The sequence below is a fragment of the Enterococcus sp. DIV1767 genome, assembly GCF_050542585.1.
Taxonomy (GTDB): domain Bacteria; phylum Bacillota; class Bacilli; order Lactobacillales; family Enterococcaceae; genus Enterococcus_D; species Enterococcus_D innesii.
Map to the genome: position 1 here is coordinate 880829 of NZ_CP172936.1, position 20605 is coordinate 901433.

Below are 20605 nucleotides of genomic sequence, written 5' to 3' on the forward strand. Positions count from 1 at the left end.
TGATCTGATGGCTGGATATTTAAAAATTAATGGAGTTACGATCAAGACTCCTAAAAAGTTTACTGCAGGCATACAAGCAGTTGATGGTGATTCTGGTCGTAATGCGAAAGGCGATATGACTCGTGATTATATCACTACAAAACGAAAAATGGACCTTGAATGGGGTGCCTTAACGGATGCGGAGATTTCACCAATTTTAAAAGCGGTGATGTCTCCTTTTTTTGAAGTCACTTATCCCGATCCGATGGAAGGCGGCATTATTACGAAAACATTTTATGTCGGCGATCGATCAGCTCCAGCATATTCCTGGCATGACAAATTGCCCAAATGGGAAGGGCTAACGATGAGTTTTATTGAAAGGTAGGTGAGGTAATTTTGTTAGTCACAACAGATGACGTAATAGCAGCTTGGTTAAGTCCCTCAAGACAGCTATCTATTAGAGTAAAAATGAATGACGTTACGTATGGGAGTGAGGATATTACCTCACTCTCTTTTGATTCTGGCAGTATTTCGGGTGAAGTTTTCCAAATTGGCTCAACCCCCCTGAATTCAGTTCAGATAGTTTTTCCGACAATTATAGAAGCAGTGAAAGAAGATTTAGAAATTGAACCAGAGTTGGGGATTTTAATTAATGGTGAATATCAGTTCACTAAATTAGGTAATTTTTTTATAACGGACTTTGAGCGTGATAGAAACAGTAATAAGACTACGATTACTGCAAATGACAAAATGATTTACATGGAAGGAATATATGAATCAAAATTAACCTATCCTAAGCCATATCGGGAAGTTGCGTTAGAAATAGCCAATTTAGCAGGTGTTGAAATCGATCAAGCATCCTTTGCCTCGCTTGGAACTGAGTGGGTTCAGAAACCTGTAGGATATACATTTCGCCAAGCAATCGGTTTGATTGCTCAGTTTGAAGGCGGTTTTGCAAGTTTTAACCGCAAGGGTGAATTAACAATAAAAAGACTAGCACCCACAAACTTTGAAATCACTCCAGACTCATATATGTTAAAGGGATTTACTAAAAATGAGAACAGTTATCGAATTGGTGGCATCACGGTAAAAACTGGTGAAGAAGAAACGGATGTCATTCGCGTTGGTTCTACCAATGGATCACAAGTTGAGCTTGAGAATAAAGTGATGACTCAAACACATTTGAACCAAATGTGGGAACTAGTCAAGACACTTAATTATTTTCCTTACGAATTGAAGTGGCGTGGAAGTCCCATTTTGGAAGCAGGAGACTGGATCTATATTGTTGATAAAGACGGTACTAGATATTCTGTCCCTAATCTGTCGTACAATATCACCTTTAATGGTGGAATGTCTTCAGAATCAAAAGCAAATACCAATTCAAGTTCACAGGCAACTTATAGATACCGTGGTCCTTTAAATCAACGAGTGGATTATGTTGAATCTCTTCTAAGTGCCAATAAATGGAACAGCAATTACTACGATCAAACAGAGCCTATAGATCCAAAAGAAGGCGATATTTGGTTTAAGCCAAGTGGTGTAGATACTGAAATTTGGGTATATGAGAAAAATAGTTCTGGAGAATTGGATTGGGTGTTTAAAGTATCCACTGCAATAGATCCTGATTTGGTGAAAGAAATCGAACAGGCAAAACAAGCCGGAGAAAATGCTCAAGAAGCCGCTGATCAAGCAAAAGCTGATGCACAGTCTGCACAGGCTAAAGCCGATAAAATCCAGATTGATGTCAATGGGCTTGTTTCTGATGTTACTACGATCAATGGGACAGTTAATTCTATTAGTAGTAAAGCTAACGAAGCCTATAATAAGGCGAATGCTGTCGAAAGTAGAACAGCAACGCTTGAAACCTCAGTCACTGGATTAACTGGAAGAATCACAGATGTTGAATCGACTGCCACAAGTACAACGAAGAAACTGAATGAATTGGTAGTAACAGTCGATGGCCAAAAACAAACAATAGCAACTGTGACGTCAACAGCAAACAGCGCTTTGAGTAAGGCGAATGTTCTGGAATCCACCGTTGATGGTGTTAAGCAGACGTTGACAAGTGTGGCAGAATGGCAGAATGATTTCTATATTGGAGCTAGAAACTGGGTTAGTGAATCTGAGGCTCCAAAATTCAGAACATATCAAAGTGCTATTATTACCTATACAACAGTTTCAGTACCTGAGTGGAATGCAACGAATGCAGTTCGACATGTAGTAACTGGTGGTACTGGAACTATCTGTGGTACACTTCCAGGTAATATAATTACGTATGTTAAAGACAATACTGATTATGTTCACTCAATGTATGTAAAAAATAATGGCGATAAACGAGTAACTTTTAATAATAATCTAAGTCAATCAGTTGTTGTTGAACCTGGTGAGACTAAAAGAATTGTTATGAAAGCTCACCATAATGTGAATTTAGCAGCAATGCAATTTGTATTATATCGACCAGTTAATACTGATTCATTAGATTTCACAGTATGGCGTGCACAAATCGAAGAAGGTGTTGCACTATCAGACTGGTCTCCAGCACCTGAAGATAAAGCTCAAACAACAAAAGTCAATCAAATTGAGTCAACAGTTGAGGGAACTATTCAAACAGTAGCCAGTGTCAAGAATACCGCTGATTCAGCTCTAACTAAAGCAACTCAAGTCGAGACAACAGCGAATGGCTTGAAAACAACGATTTCTAGCGTTGAGACAACGGCCAATTCTGCTTTGACTAAAGCTACACAAGTTGAAGCAACGGCTAGTGGATTGACCTCCACTGTATCCGAAATGAATACTACAGCCGTTAATATAGACTGGAAAGGCAGAATGGCAGGAGCATTACAACTATCAGCGGATCCAACATTCCTTAAAGGATCAAATAACCTAATACCGTATAACAATACTGTGGGTGGTAATGTCTTACTAAGTAGACAAAATGTTTCATTATCCGCTGGAGGAACCCAACCCACAGGTAGTGATTATCGTATGCAAATTAAAACGATTGGTCCTAGCTCACCCGGTCTTGGTGGTTTCTATTACAGATTAGATGCACGGGTTAATGCTAAGTTCATTATACGGTTTATAGCCAACATACCTGCAAACGCCTCTGTAATGGACGCCAAGAACAATATCGGTGTTGGTGGATCTACTAGATGGTTAACACCTAGACGAGGAACTGGTACATGGTCTGAATATGCATATTTAGTAGAATGTGGTACTGCTGGACCATTCAGTACTTTCGGTTTCCAGTATATTCCTACAATCGGAACTACACCTAGTGAAACTGATCCATTTATTTGGTACGTTGCAAAATTTGAAGTGTTTGATATTACTAATTCTAATCAATCACAGATTACCCAGTTGTCGGATACCATTAATTTAAAAGTATCAAAAGATGATGTAGTAAATCAAATCAATATCTCGACAGATGGTGTGTTGATTGCAGGTAATAAGGTCCAAATCTCCGGCCAGACATATATTGAAGATGGTGTTATAGGAAGAGCGCAGATAGCAAATCTCGCTGTTAGCACTGCACAGATTGCAGATGCAGCGATCACTGATGCTAAAATCGGTAGTCTATCAGCAACCAAGATTACCACCGGAACGCTAAATGCAGCGAATGTGAACATCATCAACTTGAATGCGAATAGTATTGTGTCGGGCACTTTAAATGCAATTGATTTGACTGGTGGGAAAATAACTCAGTCAGATTCCGGCGAATATAGTATGGAACTTCTAAAAGGAAGCATCTACTTTAGAAGAAGCACAAACGAATTAGCCAGAATTCAGCCTATTTATGTTTCGAAAGAACCTGTGGGATTAGCCATTGTACAGATGCCAGGAGAGGTATTTTCAATAAATACCGGATCAGCAACTGATACAACTTCTATGCCAATCTTTCAAATTCCAGATACGTCTTCACGAACGAATATGGAGTGGAAGATGTATGGTGTGGGAAATGTCGACGCTGTAGTAAACTTCAACAACACAGTGAACGCAAAACTTAGATTTGTTAGTACGAATACCGTTGAAGCAAGAAGAATCGTCACAGGTAATAAAGACACCTACGTCATGCAACTTGATGGGAATAACTATTTATCAATAGAAGGAGAATACGGAGTTCGTATAAAACATAATCAAGCAGGAACACTATATACGCCTATTGAAGCAAGATATAACAATACCAAAATTGCCACGACTACTACTATTAATTTAAACGTTACCTCAGGCGCGAACATGACCTTGAAAACTGATCGATTGGAGTTAAACAATGGAGGGGATAGTTATTATTCCAACGCACCTGCAGGTGTAACACTAGGAATGGATAGTACGCCAAGAATTTGGAGTATGGCCATTTATAATCGAACATACTCTAGTGCATCAAATATGTTTATAACAAGTGCTGGAACGATAGGCCGGTCAACATCAGCAAGAAAGTATAAAGAAGATATTCAAGTTGCTGACGAAGTAATTTCTAAAGCAAAACGATTTTTGTCTATTTTGCCTTCTTCTTGGTACGACAAAGCTGAAATTGCTCGTGGTGGCAAAGCACAAAGGTATTATGGGTTCGTGGCTGATGATTTTGATTTAAAAGGATTAAAAGAAGTTGTTTTGTATGGATCTTCTGGTCAAGTTGAAGGTTTAGCTTATGATCGTTTAACTATGTATCAAAATGTCATCCTTAGTGATCACGAGCGAGAAATTCAGTCTCTAAAAAACGAAGTCGATCAATTAAAAAACAAAGTAATAGAGTTAGAGGCTGCATAGCTTTTAGCTCTTATTTTATGGAGGAATTCAAATGAAAATCACATTGAAGAACAACGAGTTAGCGCCAGCAATCAATTTCTTAGAAGGTATGACTCTCAAAGCAAATAAGGACAGTCGTCATCGTACAAAATTAGTTAAGCGGATTAGAGAAGCGTTCAAAGAATTGTCAGATGAAGAAAAGGCACTCATGGAAAAATTCAGTTTGTTGGATGAAAATGGGCAACTAAAAGATGGCGACGATCAGGATGCGAAAGATGTAGCTGGATTTAACAAGGAACAAACAATCCTCATGGAAGAAGAAGTTGTTATTGAAGGTGGTATGTATGCCCGAAATTTTGACGAAATTCCTCGAATCTTGGATGATTACGATGGCATGCTATCAGGAAAAGATGCAGAAGTCTATGATCGATTACTTGATGAATTTGAAAAAAAGGATACTGAGTAATCAGTGTCCTTATTAAATAAAAAATATTGGAGGAAACTATCATGGTATTAGAAGTAAAGAAAGCAATTAGTATTACTGGAGATTCGAGAATAAACGGTCAGCGTGTAATTTATTTTTCGGCAACTGTAACGACAGATTCAGCTGGCAATACGAATATCAATCAACAGATTGAGAATCAAGATTTGTATCGACAAAATCGCGTAGAATGCCGCAAGGATGTCGAAGATTTCCAAGATAAGGTTTGGACAGTAGAAGATGATTTATTACAAGAAGTTGAGGGACAAGCGTAAGCTTGTTCCTTTTCCTTTTAGAAAGCAGGTGGCATATGTCCAGTTGGGGGAATTTAGAATGAAAGAGCTTTTGGAAATCAATAGCTTTTGGGCTGCTTTGTTCGGTAGCGGTTTATTGGCTACACTTTGGCGAGTTGGTACATGGGTCACTAAATTAGTTAAAGCTAAAAGGGCTGAGAATGATCTTAGGGAACAAACAATCACAGCCTTAGAAACAGCAAATACGGAACAAGATAAGCGCCTTAAAAATGTAGAGGATTATCAGGCGATGGCTGAGATCAGAAGCCAGAAAATCGTCAAAGCTGAGAAGGCTTCACTCCATAATCAAATATGGAACAAAGCAGATGAGTATATCAAACGTGGGTATATCACTGTTGGTGAGTTGAACAACTTTGATTATCTATTTGAAGCCTATAAGAATCTAGGCGGAAATGGAACTGGTGACACGTTGCGTGCTAAGGTATCTAATTTGAATGTACGTGATGAAGGTATTTTGCAACAAAAAGAAATAGATGAACATTAGGAGGAACTATCATGAAATTAACTAATAAACAGTATGATTTAGCTAAAAAAGTTTTAACCGTTGGCGTGCCGGGTGTCACGGCATTTATCGTAACTCTAGGTGGTTTATATGGATTCTCAACAGAAATCATTGTTGGAACGATCACGGCTGCTGCAACTTTAGCTGGTGTGTTCTTGAATATCGCTAGCAGCCAGTATCAAGATGAACAAAAACCAGATTATGGTGATGGACAGGAGTTTACCGACAAGAAGGAGTAGCTGTTAGCTACTCTTTTTAATTTGAAAGGATGATCAAAATGAATATTGAACAAATGATTAAATGGATGATTGATCGTGAAGGTAAAGTAACCTACTCAATGACAAGTCGCTTAGGACCTAAAAGCTATGACTGTTCTTCTGCAGTGTTCTTTTCCATGATAGCTGGCGGGTTCTTACCTAGAGAATCGATGGGAAACACAGAAACATTATTTGCAATGTCAGGTACTAAACTGAAAAAAATCAGCCGATCAGAAGTGAAACGAGGAGATATCTTCGTTGCTGGTACTCCTGGTCAGTCTAATGGGTCAGGTGGGCATACAGGTCTTTTCCTAAGCAATAAGAGTTTCATTCATTGTTCGTATTATTGGAACGGAATCCATACTGATAGTCATGATTCATACATGAGTACCCGGTTAACGCATCATTTTTATCGAATTGTTGCATCCGGTGATGTTAAACCTACCGAAAACAATCCACAGATGATTCAATTAGCAATCGATGGGCAATTCGGCAATGCTACGGCGAGACGCTTGCAAGAATACTTTGATACTGCTGGCAAAGATGGCATTATAAGCCACCAATACAAGCAGAAATTTAATCAGAACGTTTATGCTGCTCAATTCGATAGTTCTTTGATCGGTTCAAATGTTGTTGTAGCATTGCAAAAGTATTTGGGTGTAACACAAGATGGTCTAATGGGCCAAGCGACTATCAGAGCATTCCAAAAACGATTGGGTACTATGCCAGACGGTATTATTAGTCCTGTTTCGAGCATGGTTTCTGCACTACAGAAAGCATTGAACAACAACAAATTACCTTAAACTAATTTCGCAAATAATTGTAAACCATTGATAGGAGTTGTCAGCATGACTAATGAAACTAGGGCACACATTCGCAGTATATTATGGCAATATAAAAAAATAGAAAAAACGTTTAGAGAGTTCTCGGATATTATTGCAACAGATAGAAATCCTTATATGGAGTACCCATTAGGTGAAGAAAATCCAAGTTGGACAATGAATCAAATTTTGTTTTACAAATCATTTTTAAGAGTGGTCAATGGTGTTCTAGAAGATTCAACACTTGATGTTAGAGATATATTCTATGTGAAGTACTACAATGGTCATTCGAAAAAATGTATAGCGGTTGTATCTGCGGAAACTTTTCTAAGCGAATCTACTATAAAGAGAAGAGATGCGGAATTTATTAATGAAATTGCAAAGAGGTTAGGCTGGTTATCGGTTTGACCTCTTTTGATTCATACTTCGATTTATACTGTAAGTGGAGATAGGGAACATGTTTCAAACTCGTGGACGCACGAAATATATTTCCAAAGGAGGCTTTAAATTTGGGTAGTATAAATAATATGATTCAGTGGTTTAAAGACCGAGAAGGTAAAGTAAACTACAGCCAAGATGGACGTTTGGGACCTAATAGTTATGACTGTAGTTCCGCAGTGTATTTCGCTTTGATCGCTGGTGGATTTATCCCAGTGGGAAGTATGGGGTGGACCGGATCGTTACACGATACAACTTTACCGCCTATCGCAAAAAAAATTTCACGAGCAGAATGTCGCAGAGGTGACATTTTCTTATCAAAGTATTGGGCAAATGATGGGCATACGGGAGTCTTTTTAGATAACGGTACAATCATTCATTGCAATGCATATGATAATAACATTCGATCAACTGTAGCAGATGGACGAATGGGGCCAGCACCAACTGAATATTATAGATTGAATAATGCAGATGATGGAAATATGCCAGATACAGAAAGCGAGGAAATGTTAATGTGGGTATTTTACCAAGCAAACAAAAATGTACCAGTTCGTTGGTTCAATGGAGAGCATGCATATGCTATCGGTCACGCTGATGAGATGAAAGCAATTCAGCAAATTTATAAAGCGAACACAGGTAAAGATGTTCCGTTTTTGACAAATTGGACTGATGCAACTCCTTATCATAATCGTTTGGCCAATGTCTTGAATCGAAAACCTGATTTCTAAATCGTCAGGAGGAGGAGAAAGTATGGCTAATGAAAATATGAAACTATCTCAGAATGGTTTTGAGTTGATCAAAGGCTTCGAAGGATTAAGGTTGACTGCGTACCAAGATTCTGTTGGTGTTTGGACAATAGGATATGGTCATACAAAAGGTGTATATGCTGGAATGACTATTTCTTTAGAACAAGCAAACAATTTTCTGAAGCAGGATATAGACAACCATTTACCCGGTATTTATAAATACGTTACGGTAGAGTTGAACCAAAACCAGTTCGATGCACTAGCAAGTTTTCACTTTAATTTGGGTGTAAATATTTTACAGGGCTCTACACTGCTAACTTATATTAATTCAAAAAATTGGCAAGCAGCAGCTAACGAAATGAAAAAATATGTAAATGGAAATGGCTCTGTTATACCGGGGCTTGTGACACGAAGACAACTTGAAACTGATTTATTTTTAACACCAATAAATGACAATACAGTAAATGAAAGTGAGGAAATATTGATGTGGGTATTTTATCAAGCAAATAAAAATGCGCCTGTGCGTTGGTTTAATGGTCAGCATGCATATGCAATTGGACACGAAGATGAAATGAGAGCAATTCGACAAGTGTATCATGCGAATACAGGAAAAGAAGTCCCATTCTTAACAAACTGGACAGACGCTGCGCCTTATTATAACCGTCTTGCGAATGTTTTGAATCGTAAACCTGATTTTTAACAGCTGATTCGTTCTAGATAAAAAGCTCCTTACTCAAATTAGAGTAGGGAGCCTTTGTTTATTTCCTTCAAAAGTTAATATACTTGCGGTAACTAAGTTTATCCTATAGATTAGTAGGTGCGTGCAATAGTCTACGAGGAGTATTAGGCGGTAATGCTTGGGGAAGTGTGCCTAGTACTCTTCGATTTTTTTATTTTAGCATTATTTCAATGTAATAGATATTATTGATTAGAAAATCGTCATAAATTGGTTCAGTTTAATTAATAAAAGATGTATCGTAGATTCATACCAACCAATCCAATTTTTCATTTGTTTACTTTTCTTTTAGTCCACTCTAGGCAGAATAGTTAATGTTTTTTGTTGAAACAAAAAATATTAACTTGTAGAATGGAGTCATAGCCTTGACCGGGGCTACTTCATTTTATATCTTTTTTCAGGCCCACTCTCCTTGAGGGTGGGTTATTTTTGAGCAAAAGATTATTACAATGGTGCAGTCGATGGACTTTGTGGAAAGAATACAATCAAAGCAATGCACAAAGCTTTGGGTACCATACAAGATGGCACCATCAGTCCAACTTCTAATATGGTAAAAGCAGTACAACGGACGCTTAATAACGATAAGTTACCATGGTAAATAAATACCCTCTTCTCTTAATTGAGTAGGAGGGCTTGTACATAAACTCAGATAAATTATAGAGGGGAATCAACTTCTGCCTGAATTACGTTAAAAGTTTTTCTTTTTTTCATTATAAAATAGAAAAATTCCAAAAAGTACAATGAACGATTTTGGACTTAATATATCGTTGAATAGAAAGTGCGAGAAAGTAAAATTACCAGAAATTAAAGAAACAATCAAAATAATTAAGACATAATACAAGAGCATTTTTGAGATAAATATTATAGTTTGCTTTTTAGTCATATTAAATTCCTCTCTCAAACAAATTCACTTGAAAAAAAGTTTACTTTAAAAATATTATTATATAGTGCAATATGCACAAAAAGAGCGTTAGGCGGAAACTTGGGGAAGTTTTCTGGACTGCGACCAGTACTCTTCGTATTTATTTTATCATTGTTCTTACTTAATAGATATTATTGTTCAGAAAGTCGTCTAATTTATCTACTTATCTTCAGAAATTATCCTATAATTTGGTCATAACTATTATTATACTTATGGAATTAATCTTTTATCAAAACTAAAAATTTGATAAAAGATTAATTTTACGTTAGATTTGTATTAGAGGTGATTCTATGAAAGTTGATAAATTACATTATAGAAAAGTAATTAATAGTGCAAAACACCTGGAGTACAATTCGATACGCTACTTTCAATCTTCGTCTGATCAAAGCAACCTCGAGACAATTAATGAAGAATTAGACTATTTAATAAAAAATGATGTTTATCATAAGATAGCGCGAACATCTCGAAAATCATTTTTGGGAGATAAAATATTGATCAGAAAAAACTTCGAGCCGGATTTTAAACTTTTAGAGAAGTATGCAGCTTTTTTTAACCAACTTGAAATTTGAAAAACAATATTCATAAAAAAATTTTCATTCAATTATGTTACTCCTCTATGGAGATGGTTGGTTTTTTGCTTGTACTTTTAGCTCAGTTGGTTAGAGCAGATGACTCATAACTGTTCGGTCGTAGATTTGAAATTTATTATGAAAATATTATTTTTTAGAATCATTCATGATCATATCTCTTTCTCTTATGAACAGAGTATTTTATTGTGTCCGTAGTAACTAAAAGTTATCATGCTGTAAAATGAATAATAATTAATGATACAATAACTTGTTGATAAAGTAGGTATTGTAAATACTGATCTGATGTGGGTATAATACATAAAAAGGAGGTTTTTTCATGTTAGGTAATTTGTGTTTGGCTGAAAATATTTTCCCTCAGGAACAAAATAATTATGTCATATCGAATCCAGGGACAGTATATACAGCTTTGTCATATCCAGCTTTTATCGCCTTTGATGCTCTTTTAACTATATCTGGAATAGAGGAGCAACAAAGTTTTACTATGCAAGTAGTAGTTGAAGATTCTAAAGGAAATGAGGTTGCCAATATTCTTGAGGGGGAAAACAGTAGACCTCCCCAAGATTCGTACAATGATAGGTTGACAATGAATGGAGTCTTGAATTTAAGGAAGATACCAATTAAAGAACAAGGAATATATAGTATAGTTGTAAAAGCAGATGGAAGAGAATTAACTAGAGCTAAATTCGAAGCTTTTTTAGCTATCCAGGAGTAGTATATGGGTAACGAAGAGAATCAGATATCTCTATTAAAGGTAAACATTGAATCGAATAAAATAGAAATTATTGAAACAAAAAAAGAAGAAAATAAAGTTATTTTCCAAGTCACAGATCCTTTGGAAAATAAAATTCTACTTTGGAATAATACATTTCAATATCATATTTTGGGAAAAGATGGATCACATGAAGATAGATCTTATTTAAGTTTACCTGAAAATTTCAACAGATTAAAGAATGTATTAAAGAATCCATCTTATATATTGCAAGATAAGGAACATGATGATAGACTTTTATATATAAAATTAATGAATTTAGACTTTGGAAAAGTATCTAAAATAAAACCATTAGCCTTTGTTACGGAACCTTCGAAAAAGATTGAAAATACATTTGAAGTGTGTACAATAATGGTAAGAGGTAAAGTTAGCGAGGAAATTAATGAAGGGAGAAGATTAATTTATGATGTTGATCAAACATAATTATAAAGAATCTTACTCAAACGATTTCTTCATTAGCTATGATCCTGATTTCGATATATTAAGAGTATTTAACAATCCAGATACAGAGTACTACTTCGAAACTTTGAAGGATAATATTGAAATTGCTCTTGATGAGTATACTAATGAAGTTGTCGGAATTCAAGTCACAGATTTTAAAAAAAATATTGGTACAGACATGCAACTGAAAACGTACAATCTTTTTAATTTTGATAAAGCTTTAAGTTTAGTAAAGGAAAATATCTAAATTTTTTATTCCTATCAAAAGCTCCATACTCAAATAGAGTGCGGAGCTTTTTTCATTGCTTCAAATTCAATCATAATCTTCGTTTTACCAATCACCGAATACTTTTTCACAACAAACTGTCTCCTATCATTATACCCACCAGCAATCACAATTTGCATTCCCTCATCCACATCGGCTAGGAAGTTCAAACTGTGTGCAGCAATCAAGCAGTTAACTTCGTTAAGCGAAAACCGCACCAAAGGGGTCTTGCTCATCTTCAACACACGTATCTTCGATACATAGCCTTTCATCGTTCTCATAACAATTGCCTCCATAATCTTGTACATGATAGCGACAATCCGTTTTCCCTAGTGCGACAGCGACATAAAACTCGACACATTTTGTGCCGAATAAGCATTCCTGGGACTCAGAAATACTGTCTGGAAATTCATTTATGAACTCAGAAAGAGGTAGGTAGCCTTGCTCGTATTGAGTAATAAGATTCATTTCAGTTCCCGCCCGGTTTGTATTTTATGTTAGGATCGTATTTTCGAAGAATCTTGTCTTGCGTTCTAACGTGATCGAACAGATAATTATCTCCGTCTTTCTTAAATACATAAGCTAATTCTTTAGGATATCCACTGTAGCTGCAGGGTACCGTAAAGTAGGGTTTCCCGAAATTATCCATAGCTTTAGCGAATTGATCGTATAATAGATGAGCTGGCCCCATTCTTTCGATAAACTCGTAGTAGTAACGTTCAAAAGCATAGGTTCTTTGATGCGCTAACGGTATTTGCATATCAATCACTCCTACTCCATTTCGACATCAGCAAGAGAATCTGATAGTACTTCAAACAGATTTCTACTTTCCATAAATTTAAGCCAATCATTGTAAGGGTCTAATGATCGACTGTTTGGAATCTTATCCATATTTTTTACAGTCTGGTAGATATTTTGTGCAGCTTGATCCCACATACCGTTAATTGCTTTGTTAACTTTTTTATCGTTCCACTTAGCCTTTCCAGAACGCAATTTATTCTTAGCAATTTGGAATTCCTCGGCTTTTTGCATAAATACTTCGTAACCAGATAGACGGTTTTCCAAAAGATTTTTAAAATCATTATATTTCAATTTGGCCACTCCTCCTGTTTATTTCATCTTCAGTATACGAACGTTTGTTCGTTTTGTAAAGGGTTTAAATAAAGAATAGGGGGCAAAAAAGGGGCAAAATAACTTTATTAGTTCGAACTAGTTGATTTATTTTTATAATTGAAATTGTTAAAAAGGCTGTTATATAGGCATTTTTATACTAGTGTAAATGAGTGTGTCAGACAACCTTAGATGGGCGGCATGATGTAAGCAAGCCTTGAGAACTCCTCTTTTGAGGGGTTCTTTTTTTGTGCGATCAAAAAATACTTCAACACAGAAAAAGACAAAAAACCTTTCTTCTTAGTATTCTAAGCACCAAAGAATTGGTTCATTGCTTGAATAAAAGGAGAAAGGATTGGTAGATATAAGCTATCTATTTGTCTTGTAAAGGCAGCGAGTTTTGTAAGGAACGTCAATCACAACCGTTCCCAAAATCCCTGCGCAAAACCAGTAATAAATTCGTAGAGAGCCGGCAGTATCACCGAAATACATAAAACGACAAAGACCATTTTCTGAACAGCAGTTAATTGTTTGAGGAAATGGTTTTTTGTGAACAATAAATACGCGATACAGATAACGGCAAGCAGCTGCAATAGATCAAATAAAATGGACAAGAAAATCACCTTTTCTGATTAGATTGAATGGACGATAGAATGATGGATTCTCTTAACATAGAGCAAAGAGTTGAATGATATGGTTCTGAGAAAACGTGAAGATCAACGTTTATAAAGAAACGGTATTTCGACGCCAAAGAATGCGAAGATCCCGCTTAAAAGAAAGTAAGTCAATAAGCCTAGATAAAAAAGGACTTTCCAATTCAATTTCTTTTTCATTCGATCCACTCCTTTTGTGTATCATAGCATAAAAAAACGATAATATAAATAAATAATCTGAAGATGCAAATTTGCATTTTTTAGCAAGTGTAAGCTCTCTCAAGCTACATTTTCGCTATCTTGAAAAACCTGAGCTAAAATAGAAAGAGGAACAAAATCATGGCTCACTTTGATTTTTAAATGAACAACGAGTCGAAAGAAGGAGACATTTCTTTGAAAAAAACATGGATAAAACGCAAAAAGAAGCAAAACGAAAATGAATTATTAACGGAACAGTCCGTTCAAGTCGAGCAAAGTCAAACGAGAGAAGAGCTGCAAGAAGAAGCGGAGTTTACTTCTTTTTTTGCGGATGTCATGAAGCGAATGCCGAAAAAATCGGCTGCCCTGGTGATGAAAGGCTATGACGGATCAAAAGCTCAGGCGGAAAAAGTGTTAGCGAAAAGCAAGGATCAATTTGATCAGGTGTTTGAGGAGTTTTTAGTTGGCGTAGATGATGAAACACGAAAAAAAGCCCACCGCACGATCCATGCGGCTTCTTTGACGGCGGCGATCATCGGCTGTTCACCGATTCCCTTTTCAGATGCAGTGTTACTTGTGCCAGTTCAAATGACGATGATGGCACGTTTGTATCGTATTTTTGGGCGAACATGGCGTGAAGGGTTAGCGAAAAGTATTTCGAAAGAGCTAGTCGTTGTGAGTTTTGGTCGCAGTGCCGTTGGCAATATCTTGAAATTTGTCCCAGCAGTCGGCACCGTTGCTGGAGCTGCAATCAATGCCAGTGTGGCTAGTGGTATCACCGAAGCATTAGGCTGGGTGACTGTCAAGATGCTGAATGATGGGGAAGATGTGTTTGAGCAAGTGATGTCCTTTAAAGGCCAATTTTACACGCTGTTCAATGCGTTGAAAGTTGGCAAGAAATCTAAGTGAAACAAACAGAAGAAGAACGAAGCAGGTCCAGACGATTTGCTTTTGTTGCTTCTTTTTCTTCACAGCAAAAAAATACTTTTTAAGGAGTGAGTAAAATGAAACAACGAGTGACACGGGAAGAAGTCAAAGAACGGTTGGTCACCGATGCGTATTTTCAAAAAGGTCCTTCCGCTTTAAAGACCCGCCAAACGATTTTGACGATTCTTGCTTGGCTGATGGTCTTGGTTCCGTTTGTCTGGCTGGCCATCCCGCTGACTTTACCGAATCTGGCGGATCGGATCGCCTTTCGGACATATCTGGAAGAAGCAGTGACTTTTGATTTTTTGGCGTTGTTCTTAGGAATTTCGTTTTTGGTCTTGGTTCTGACGTTTACTTTATTGACCTTGAGGAACAACCGCCGCTTCAAACGATTGTTGCAAAAGCAATCAATGCATGACGAAGTTGCCTTAGAAAAACGCAAAGAAGTATTAGAAGAATTTTACGAAGAACGCTTCGGGACGAAAGAAGAGCGTCACGCTGCCAAGTACTATGCCGTTGCTCCTGAGCAAAACATTGGAGAAACTGAGATCCGGGATCTTTACCGAAGAAATGGGGTGGGCTGATGGTTGTCAATTTTGATACTGGGTTACCGTGGCTGGATACATTTTTAACGGTTGTTTTAATGATTCTGTTCACGTATCCGATATTAGGAGGTTTTGCTTGGTTCATCGGGGTGATCTGCAATCGGTTTTTATTCCGCTACCGTCAGTTGGAGTGGATACCGATTCCCGAAGAAATCGAACCGATGATCACCATTATGGTACCGGCTCACAATGAAGAAATCGTTATTGAAGACACGATTCATTACTTAATGAATAACATAAACTACAGCAACTATGAGGTGTTGGTGACGGATGACGGCTCAACGGATCAAACTCCTGTGATACTAGATCGCTTGATGGAACAGTACCCGAATCTAAGGGTTTTGCGTATCGAAAAAAACCAAGGGAAAGCTCATGCCTTTAATATTGGGGTAGGGTTTGCCAATGGGGAATTGATCTTGAGTAACGACGCAGATACGGTCCCTGAACCTGATGCATTGTGGAAATATGTCAATTATTTTATCCGTCAAGATTCCATCAATATCTCTGCTATTACGGCGAATATGGACGTTCAAAATCGCACAACCATCGTCGGGAAATCACAAACCGTTGAATTTTCAAGTATCGTAGGAATTATCAAACGGACCCAGCAAGCCGTTTTCGGCGTCATCTATGCCTATAGTGGTGCCAACACAATGTATCGTAGAGCCGCATTGATGGATGTTGGTCTCTTTCGACAAAATCGTGCCACGGAAGATATCAGTATTGCCTGGGACCACCAATTCCATGGTTGGTTGTCCTTATTTGCGTCACGAGTGATGTTTTTCATGGAGGTACCAGAAACCCTCAAGATGCTCTATCGGCAACGGAAACGTTGGGCGAAAGGCGGAACGGAAGTGTGGTTGACCAATTTTAAAAAAGTGTTCTTACACCCTTTTGAAAATATCGGTCGAACCGCCATGTTTGTGGATCAGTCCTTAAGTATTATCTGGTCATTCTTTTTCTGGTTGTCTTCGGCTTTGTTTGTTTTTTATCTGATTTATTATGGGGCAACTGGGAATTACGAGCGGATCTACCATATGTTTACGATGGCCTTTCTCTTCGTTTGTTTTGAGATGATTGCGGGGGTCATGCAGCTATTTACCAGCCTCTTGGCGGATGATAACCGCAGCAAGCTGAAGTATTTTCGCTTTGCCCCTTTTTACATGCTGTTTTACTGGATGATCAATGCCATAACGATTGTCACTACCTTTATACCAGCCGTCAAAACCATCCTCGGCTACGGCAGCGGCGTTTGGGTCAGTCCCGAGCGAACGGCGAAAAAAACCGAAGAATCTTAACGAGTTCACCTTTCCTAGACAATAAAAACAAGTCTGAGTTTTCTTCAGGCTTGTTTTTTTGCCATTAAGGTTCAGAAAGATAGTAAATCTCACGATTTTGGTAAGGATAACGAGTTTGCGAAAATTCGAAGGGCCGTCCGTCGGAGAGACGAGCAACTTGTTCCAATTCTAAGATCGGATCATTGGGATCGACTTCTAAATATTTGATATCATAGGAATCTGCTTTGTCGGCACGGATTTTACGTATGGCGGGACCTATTTTGAGGTGTAAGGAATCAGTGATATATCGATAGATCGAGTGTTCAAGGATCGCCATATCAATATCGGGAATGGTTTTGATGGGCATGATCGTGTACTCCAATTCAAAGGGTTCGTTATCAACATAGCGCAGTCGTACGATATCATAGACAGGTTCGTTTTCTCGCAAGGACAAGTAATCCATTTCGTTGGCTTCTGGGAAACGAACATTGAAACTAATGATTTTACTTTGCACTTTATGCCGTCCGCCATATCGGTTGACTAAACCGATATACTCATTGATCTGTCCTTGGTAGGTTGCTGAATTGACATAGGTGCCATGACCTCTTTTGGTGGAAATCAGGCCTTCTTGCTTCAGTTGATTTAGCGCTTTTTGGATCGTCATTCGCGAGGTTTGAAATCGTTTGGCTAACGCAGTCTGTTCCGGTAATTTTGATAAAGCTGGAAAAACACCTTCATAAATGTTCGTCCGCAACTGATCAACGATCTCTTTGTATTTTGTCATAGTCATCACTCCTTATGTAAAAAAATTCATGGACTTGAGTTTTGTTTGAAGGGGATAAAAACAAACTCTATCACCAAAGAATCAACTGCAATTCACATGTACAGAAAAAGCTTTACATGTGTTTTCGAAAAATTTACATGCCGATTGCACCTAATTATAATAGAGTTTGTAAGCGAATACAAATAATGGAGGAATCAATATGACAACTTTTTACTGGGGGAACAGTGTCAGCAGTATGCAAACAGAAGGTGGTTGGAATGAAGGTGGTAAAAGCTTATCCGTTTATGATATACGGGAAGCTTCGGAACAGGCTAGCGATTGGCATGTAGCAAATGATAACTATCATGCGTATACAGAAGACTTTGATTATATGCAAGATTTGGGGATGAACATGTATCGTTTCCAAATATCTTGGTCAAGGGTCGTTCACGATGGAGATGGTGCCTTTAATGAAGAAGGGATCGCCTATTACGATCGTTTTATTGATGATCTGTTAGCTCGAGGAATCGAGCCCATGATTTGTTTGTATCATTTTGATATGCCCCTGCATCTGGCGAAAACCTATAACGGGTTCATCAGCAAAGAAGTGAAGGACGCATTCATTCGCTTTGGAAAAGAAATGGTGGATCGTTTTGCGGATAAAGTCCATTATTGGTTAACCTTTAACGAACAAAATCTATTCCACCAAGACCATGGTTTTAAGATCAGCGGCTATTTAGAAGGGGAAGAAACAACAGAAGAATTGTATCAAATTTTCCACAATGTCATGGTTTGCCATGCAGAGATCTGTAACTATCTACATGAAACAACAAATGCGAAGATTGGCGGCATGCTGGCGTATTCTGAAGCGTATCCAGCGACTTGTCGTCCACAAGACATCAAAGCAGCAAGAGAGTTTGATGAATTTGCGAATTTTACTTTATTAGATTGCTATGCGCACGGCAATTATTCGGCAGCACAAGACCGATACGTGAAAAATCATCAACTCAATATGAATATTTTACCTGGGGAATTAGAAGCGATCGCAGCGCAGAAAAATGATTACATTGCCTTTAGCTATTATGCTTCTTCTACCTTGAATGCTGAAAAAATTCCTGAAGGAACGCCGCCGAATCGGTACATGACTTTTGGAAAACAAGACAATCCGTATATTGAAACAACGGAATGGAACTGGCAAATTGATCCGCTCGGCTTCCGTGATGTCTTAAATAAAGTCTATCAGCGGTATCGGTTGCCAGTGTTTCCGATTGAAAACGGAATTGGTGTCAGAGAGCATTGGAATGGCAACGAACCGATTCAAGATGATTACCGTATTGCCTACCATCAAGAGCATATTCGAGCGATGTTTGAAGCGATGGTGGAAGATGGAGTGGTCTGTCTTGGTTATCTTGGCTGGGGACTGATCGACATTTTGAGCTCCCAAGGTGATATGGAGAAACGATACGGACTTGTGTATGTCAATCGTGGCAATCATGAGTTGCGAGATATGAAACGTGTGCCGAAAAAATCGTATGAATGGTTCAAAGAAGTGATCAAAACGAATGGTAGTACGATCTATACAAACCCATATACAGAATAGGAGGAACAGAAAATGGCAGCAGAAAAGCGCACGTTTTTAGATAAATTTACAGAGTTTTCGGTCCGTCTCGGCAATCAGGTTCATCTCAAAAGTCTTCGTGATGCGTTTGCGACCTTAATGCCTGCCTTTATTATCGCAGGGATCGCTGTGTTGTTTAATAATGTCTTTTTTCCATGGTTTTTAGAAGGGGCTGCCTTGGCGCGAATGCAAGTGTTTGGCAATTCCATCACCAATGGAACATTGAATATCGCCGGTCTGCTGATCGCCCCGATGATCGCTTATTTTCTTTGCCGCAACAAAAATAATCCAAGCGCCATCAATGCAACCTTTGTGGCAACGACTTGCTTAGTGGTCATGTTGGCGATGGCTCATGCCGTGATGCCAGAAGGCGCTCAAGCAGAAGTGACCATCAGTGGTGTGATGCTATTTGACGATGTCGGGACCAAAGGGATGTTTTCAGGCATCATTTGTGGGTTAGTTGCCACGGAATTATTTATTCGACTGTCAGAAAACAAGCACCTAAAAATCAATTTAGGGGATCAAGTTCCTCCTGCCGTCAGCAAATCCTTCAGTACGTTGATCCCTGCTATTTTAGTGATTTCCTTCTTTGCCGTAGTTGCGACCGTGCTAGCAGCCTTTGATACCGATCTGATTCAAATCATTTCAACAGTGATCCAAGAACCACTGCGTTTATTGAACACATCGATTTTTGGGTTCTTGATCATCTATTCAACGGGCAACTTTCTGTTTACTTTAGGCATTCACCAAACCGTCATCAATGGCACCTTGTTAGATCCATTGCTGTTAGTCAATATGAATGAAAACATGCAAGCCGTGCAAGAAGGCGCTGCGCCGCCCAATATCTTAAATTCAGCATTCGTGACGGTTTTCGCTCAACTAGGCGGGACTGGATTTACGATCAGTTTGATCATTGCAGTGCTCTTATTCGTCCGCAATTACCAACCTTTTCGGGATGTCGTCAATCTATCCCTAGCTCCGGGTATTTTTAATATCAATGAGCCAATCATCTTTGGTTTACCGATCGTCTTCAATTTACCAATGATCATTCCCTTCGTTGCAAGTCCGATTGTTGCAACGTTGATTGGCTACTTTGCTACCGCAGTAGGATTCATTGAGCCACTTTCAGTCATGGTTCCTTGGACGACACCGCCAATTCTTAGTGCATTATTGGCATCAAAAGGGGATTTCAAAGTTGTTTTGGTTCAGGTGATCATCATCGTCGTCTGTGTAGCAATCTATTTTCCATTTCTAAAAATCGCTCAACGGGTTGCAATCAAATCTGCTGAATTGGAGCGGGCAGAATAAACAAAACAGGATGAATCCTATACTAGAGTGACCTACAAAAGTTAGAACAAAATTCTAACGTTTTGGGGGTCACTATTTTTTGAGGTGATTTTTTTACTAAGTTTCTATTTTGAACTTTAATTAAATGGTATACTATCCC

General features: G+C 38.1%; 23 protein-coding genes. 18 read left to right on the forward strand and 5 right to left on the reverse strand.

Features of this window, described 5'->3' with window-relative positions; genetic code table 11:
• Window positions 1-7 precede the first annotated feature (7 nt).
• The 13 genes from IGI78_RS04215 (at window position 8) to IGI78_RS04275 (ending at window position 11989) form a co-directional block, all read left to right on the forward strand.
• On the forward strand, window positions 8-364 hold the full coding sequence (locus IGI78_RS04215) for a DUF6711 family protein (protein ID WP_159151150.1): 357 nt from the start codon (window positions 8-10) through the stop codon (window positions 362-364).
• 83 nt (window positions 365-447) lie between these two features.
• A complete protein-coding gene (locus IGI78_RS04220) occupies window positions 448-4746 on the forward strand; it encodes a gp58-like family protein (RefSeq protein WP_430618516.1) in 4299 nt (1432 codons plus the stop codon).
• Window positions 4747-4777: 31 nt separating this feature from the next.
• Entirely contained in the window at window positions 4778-5191 is a 414-nt protein-coding gene (locus IGI78_RS04225; protein WP_430618517.1) for a DUF1617 family protein, read from the forward strand.
• Window positions 5192-5232: 41 nt separating this feature from the next.
• On the forward strand, window positions 5233-5481 hold the full coding sequence (locus IGI78_RS04230; RefSeq protein WP_430618518.1) for a hypothetical protein: 249 nt from the start codon (window positions 5233-5235) through the stop codon (window positions 5479-5481).
• Between the two features lie 58 nt (window positions 5482-5539).
• The gene (locus IGI78_RS04235; protein ID WP_430618519.1) at window positions 5540-6004 is read left to right on the forward strand and encodes a hypothetical protein; all 465 of its coding nucleotides are present in this window, start codon (window positions 5540-5542) and stop codon (window positions 6002-6004) included.
• 11 nt (window positions 6005-6015) lie between these two features.
• Window positions 6016-6261 (forward strand): phage holin, encoded by a 246-nt coding sequence (locus IGI78_RS04240; protein WP_086299260.1) that lies wholly within the window; start codon window positions 6016-6018, stop codon window positions 6259-6261.
• 38 nt (window positions 6262-6299) lie between these two features.
• Window positions 6300-7082, forward strand: a complete 783-nt coding sequence (locus tag IGI78_RS04245; RefSeq protein ID WP_430618520.1) for a peptidoglycan amidohydrolase family protein — start codon at window positions 6300-6302, stop codon at window positions 7080-7082.
• Window positions 7083-7127: 45 nt separating this feature from the next.
• Window positions 7128-7508, forward strand: a complete 381-nt coding sequence (locus tag IGI78_RS04250; RefSeq protein WP_167827155.1) for a transcriptional regulator — start codon at window positions 7128-7130, stop codon at window positions 7506-7508.
• 101 nt (window positions 7509-7609) lie between these two features.
• Window positions 7610-8266 (forward strand): peptidoglycan amidohydrolase family protein, encoded by a 657-nt coding sequence (locus IGI78_RS04255; RefSeq protein ID WP_008377774.1) that lies wholly within the window; start codon window positions 7610-7612, stop codon window positions 8264-8266.
• A gap of 22 nt (window positions 8267-8288) precedes the next feature.
• The gene (locus IGI78_RS04260; protein ID WP_430618521.1) at window positions 8289-8984 is read left to right on the forward strand and encodes a lysozyme; all 696 of its coding nucleotides are present in this window, start codon (window positions 8289-8291) and stop codon (window positions 8982-8984) included.
• 1864 nt (window positions 8985-10848) lie between these two features.
• Window positions 10849-11244, forward strand: coding sequence for a DUF6941 family protein (locus IGI78_RS04265; protein WP_430618522.1), 396 nt, complete (start codon window positions 10849-10851; stop codon window positions 11242-11244).
• A 3-nt stretch (window positions 11245-11247) separates the two neighbouring features.
• On the forward strand, window positions 11248-11724 hold the full coding sequence (locus tag IGI78_RS04270; RefSeq protein ID WP_430618523.1) for a hypothetical protein: 477 nt from the start codon (window positions 11248-11250) through the stop codon (window positions 11722-11724).
• Window positions 11705-11989: a hypothetical protein gene (locus tag IGI78_RS04275; RefSeq protein ID WP_430618524.1), complete on the forward strand. Its 285-nt coding sequence runs from the start codon at window positions 11705-11707 to the stop codon at window positions 11987-11989. Before IGI78_RS04270 ends, IGI78_RS04275 begins: the two co-directional genes overlap by 20 nt.
• A 29-nt stretch (window positions 11990-12018) precedes the next feature.
• Here the strand turns inward: IGI78_RS04275 and IGI78_RS04280 are convergent, their stop codons facing one another.
• The 4 genes from IGI78_RS04280 to IGI78_RS04295 form a co-directional block, all read right to left on the reverse strand.
• Window positions 12019-12288, reverse strand: a complete 270-nt coding sequence (locus IGI78_RS04280; RefSeq protein ID WP_430618525.1) for a hypothetical protein — start codon at window positions 12286-12288, stop codon at window positions 12019-12021.
• 188 nt (window positions 12289-12476) lie between these two features.
• The gene (locus IGI78_RS04285; RefSeq protein WP_430618526.1) at window positions 12477-12767 is read right to left on the reverse strand and encodes a DUF5960 family protein; all 291 of its coding nucleotides are present in this window, start codon (window positions 12765-12767) and stop codon (window positions 12477-12479) included.
• An 11-nt stretch (window positions 12768-12778) separates the two neighbouring features.
• A complete protein-coding gene (locus IGI78_RS04290; protein WP_430618527.1) occupies window positions 12779-13108 on the reverse strand; it encodes a hypothetical protein in 330 nt (109 codons plus the stop codon).
• A 425-nt stretch (window positions 13109-13533) separates the two neighbouring features.
• On the reverse strand, window positions 13534-13731 hold the full coding sequence (locus IGI78_RS04295; protein ID WP_016610551.1) for a hypothetical protein: 198 nt from the start codon (window positions 13729-13731) through the stop codon (window positions 13534-13536).
• Between the two features lie 399 nt (window positions 13732-14130).
• Between IGI78_RS04295 and IGI78_RS04300 the strand changes: the two genes are divergently transcribed.
• From IGI78_RS04300 to IGI78_RS04310, 3 genes are all read left to right on the forward strand, one after another.
• Window positions 14131-14877, forward strand: a complete 747-nt coding sequence (locus IGI78_RS04300) for a YcjF family protein (RefSeq protein WP_430618528.1) — start codon at window positions 14131-14133, stop codon at window positions 14875-14877.
• A 95-nt stretch (window positions 14878-14972) separates the two neighbouring features.
• Window positions 14973-15479: a hypothetical protein gene (locus tag IGI78_RS04305; protein ID WP_195266018.1), complete on the forward strand. Its 507-nt coding sequence runs from the start codon at window positions 14973-14975 to the stop codon at window positions 15477-15479.
• The gene (locus IGI78_RS04310) at window positions 15479-16798 is read left to right on the forward strand and encodes a glycosyltransferase family 2 protein (protein ID WP_195266016.1); all 1320 of its coding nucleotides are present in this window, start codon (window positions 15479-15481) and stop codon (window positions 16796-16798) included. Before IGI78_RS04305 ends, IGI78_RS04310 begins: the two co-directional genes overlap by 1 nt.
• 64 nt (window positions 16799-16862) lie before the next feature.
• Here the strand turns inward: IGI78_RS04310 and IGI78_RS04315 are convergent, their stop codons facing one another.
• Window positions 16863-17561 carry a GntR family transcriptional regulator gene (locus IGI78_RS04315; protein ID WP_034868333.1) on the reverse strand — a complete coding sequence of 233 codons (699 nt, stop codon included), beginning with the start codon at window positions 17559-17561 and terminating at the stop codon, window positions 16863-16865.
• Window positions 17562-17760: 199 nt separating this feature from the next.
• On the opposite strand from IGI78_RS04315, the gene IGI78_RS04320 reads away from it, so the two are divergent.
• Together IGI78_RS04320 and IGI78_RS04325 are read left to right on the forward strand one after the other, a co-directional pair.
• Window positions 17761-19140 (forward strand): glycoside hydrolase family 1 protein, encoded by a 1380-nt coding sequence (locus IGI78_RS04320; protein ID WP_430618529.1) that lies wholly within the window; start codon window positions 17761-17763, stop codon window positions 19138-19140.
• Window positions 19141-19152: 12 nt separating this feature from the next.
• Complete coding sequence (locus IGI78_RS04325; RefSeq protein ID WP_010747619.1) at window positions 19153-20466, forward strand: PTS sugar transporter subunit IIC; 1314 nt, start codon at window positions 19153-19155, stop codon at window positions 20464-20466.
• Window positions 20467-20605: the final 139 nt, after the last annotated feature.

Bases quoted from the DNA above. Each gene is read 5' to 3' on its own strand.
- IGI78_RS04285 (WP_430618526.1), bottom strand. From the start codon at position 12,767: ATGCAAATACCGTTAGCGCATCAAAGAACCTATGCTTTTGAACGTTAC.
- IGI78_RS04325 (WP_010747619.1), top strand. From the start codon at position 19,153: ATGGCAGCAGAAAAGCGCACGTTTTTAGATAAATTTACAGAGTTTTCG.
- IGI78_RS04230 (WP_430618518.1), top strand. From the start codon at position 5,233: ATGGTATTAGAAGTAAAGAAAGCAATTAGTATTACTGGAGATTCGAGA.
- IGI78_RS04315 (WP_034868333.1), bottom strand. From the start codon at position 17,561: ATGACAAAATACAAAGAGATCGTTGATCAGTTGCGGACGAACATTTAT.
- IGI78_RS04220 (WP_430618516.1), top strand. From the start codon at position 448: ATGAATGACGTTACGTATGGGAGTGAGGATATTACCTCACTCTCTTTT.
- IGI78_RS04275 (WP_430618524.1), top strand. From the start codon at position 11,705: ATGATGTTGATCAAACATAATTATAAAGAATCTTACTCAAACGATTTC.
- IGI78_RS04310 (WP_195266016.1), top strand. From the start codon at position 15,479: ATGGTTGTCAATTTTGATACTGGGTTACCGTGGCTGGATACATTTTTA.
- IGI78_RS04225 (WP_430618517.1), top strand. From the start codon at position 4,778: ATGAAAATCACATTGAAGAACAACGAGTTAGCGCCAGCAATCAATTTC.
- IGI78_RS04300 (WP_430618528.1), top strand. From the start codon at position 14,131: ATGAACAACGAGTCGAAAGAAGGAGACATTTCTTTGAAAAAAACATGG.
- IGI78_RS04260 (WP_430618521.1), top strand. From the start codon at position 8,289: ATGGCTAATGAAAATATGAAACTATCTCAGAATGGTTTTGAGTTGATC.
- IGI78_RS04265 (WP_430618522.1), top strand. From the start codon at position 10,849: ATGTTAGGTAATTTGTGTTTGGCTGAAAATATTTTCCCTCAGGAACAA.
- IGI78_RS04250 (WP_167827155.1), top strand. From the start codon at position 7,128: ATGACTAATGAAACTAGGGCACACATTCGCAGTATATTATGGCAATAT.
- IGI78_RS04280 (WP_430618525.1), bottom strand. From the start codon at position 12,288: ATGAGAACGATGAAAGGCTATGTATCGAAGATACGTGTGTTGAAGATG.
- IGI78_RS04240 (WP_086299260.1), top strand. From the start codon at position 6,016: ATGAAATTAACTAATAAACAGTATGATTTAGCTAAAAAAGTTTTAACC.
- IGI78_RS04270 (WP_430618523.1), top strand. From the start codon at position 11,248: ATGGGTAACGAAGAGAATCAGATATCTCTATTAAAGGTAAACATTGAA.
- IGI78_RS04235 (WP_430618519.1), top strand. From the start codon at position 5,540: ATGAAAGAGCTTTTGGAAATCAATAGCTTTTGGGCTGCTTTGTTCGGT.
- IGI78_RS04305 (WP_195266018.1), top strand. From the start codon at position 14,973: ATGAAACAACGAGTGACACGGGAAGAAGTCAAAGAACGGTTGGTCACC.
- IGI78_RS04245 (WP_430618520.1), top strand. From the start codon at position 6,300: ATGAATATTGAACAAATGATTAAATGGATGATTGATCGTGAAGGTAAA.
- IGI78_RS04215 (WP_159151150.1), top strand. From the start codon at position 8: ATGGCTGGATATTTAAAAATTAATGGAGTTACGATCAAGACTCCTAAA.
- IGI78_RS04320 (WP_430618529.1), top strand. From the start codon at position 17,761: ATGACAACTTTTTACTGGGGGAACAGTGTCAGCAGTATGCAAACAGAA.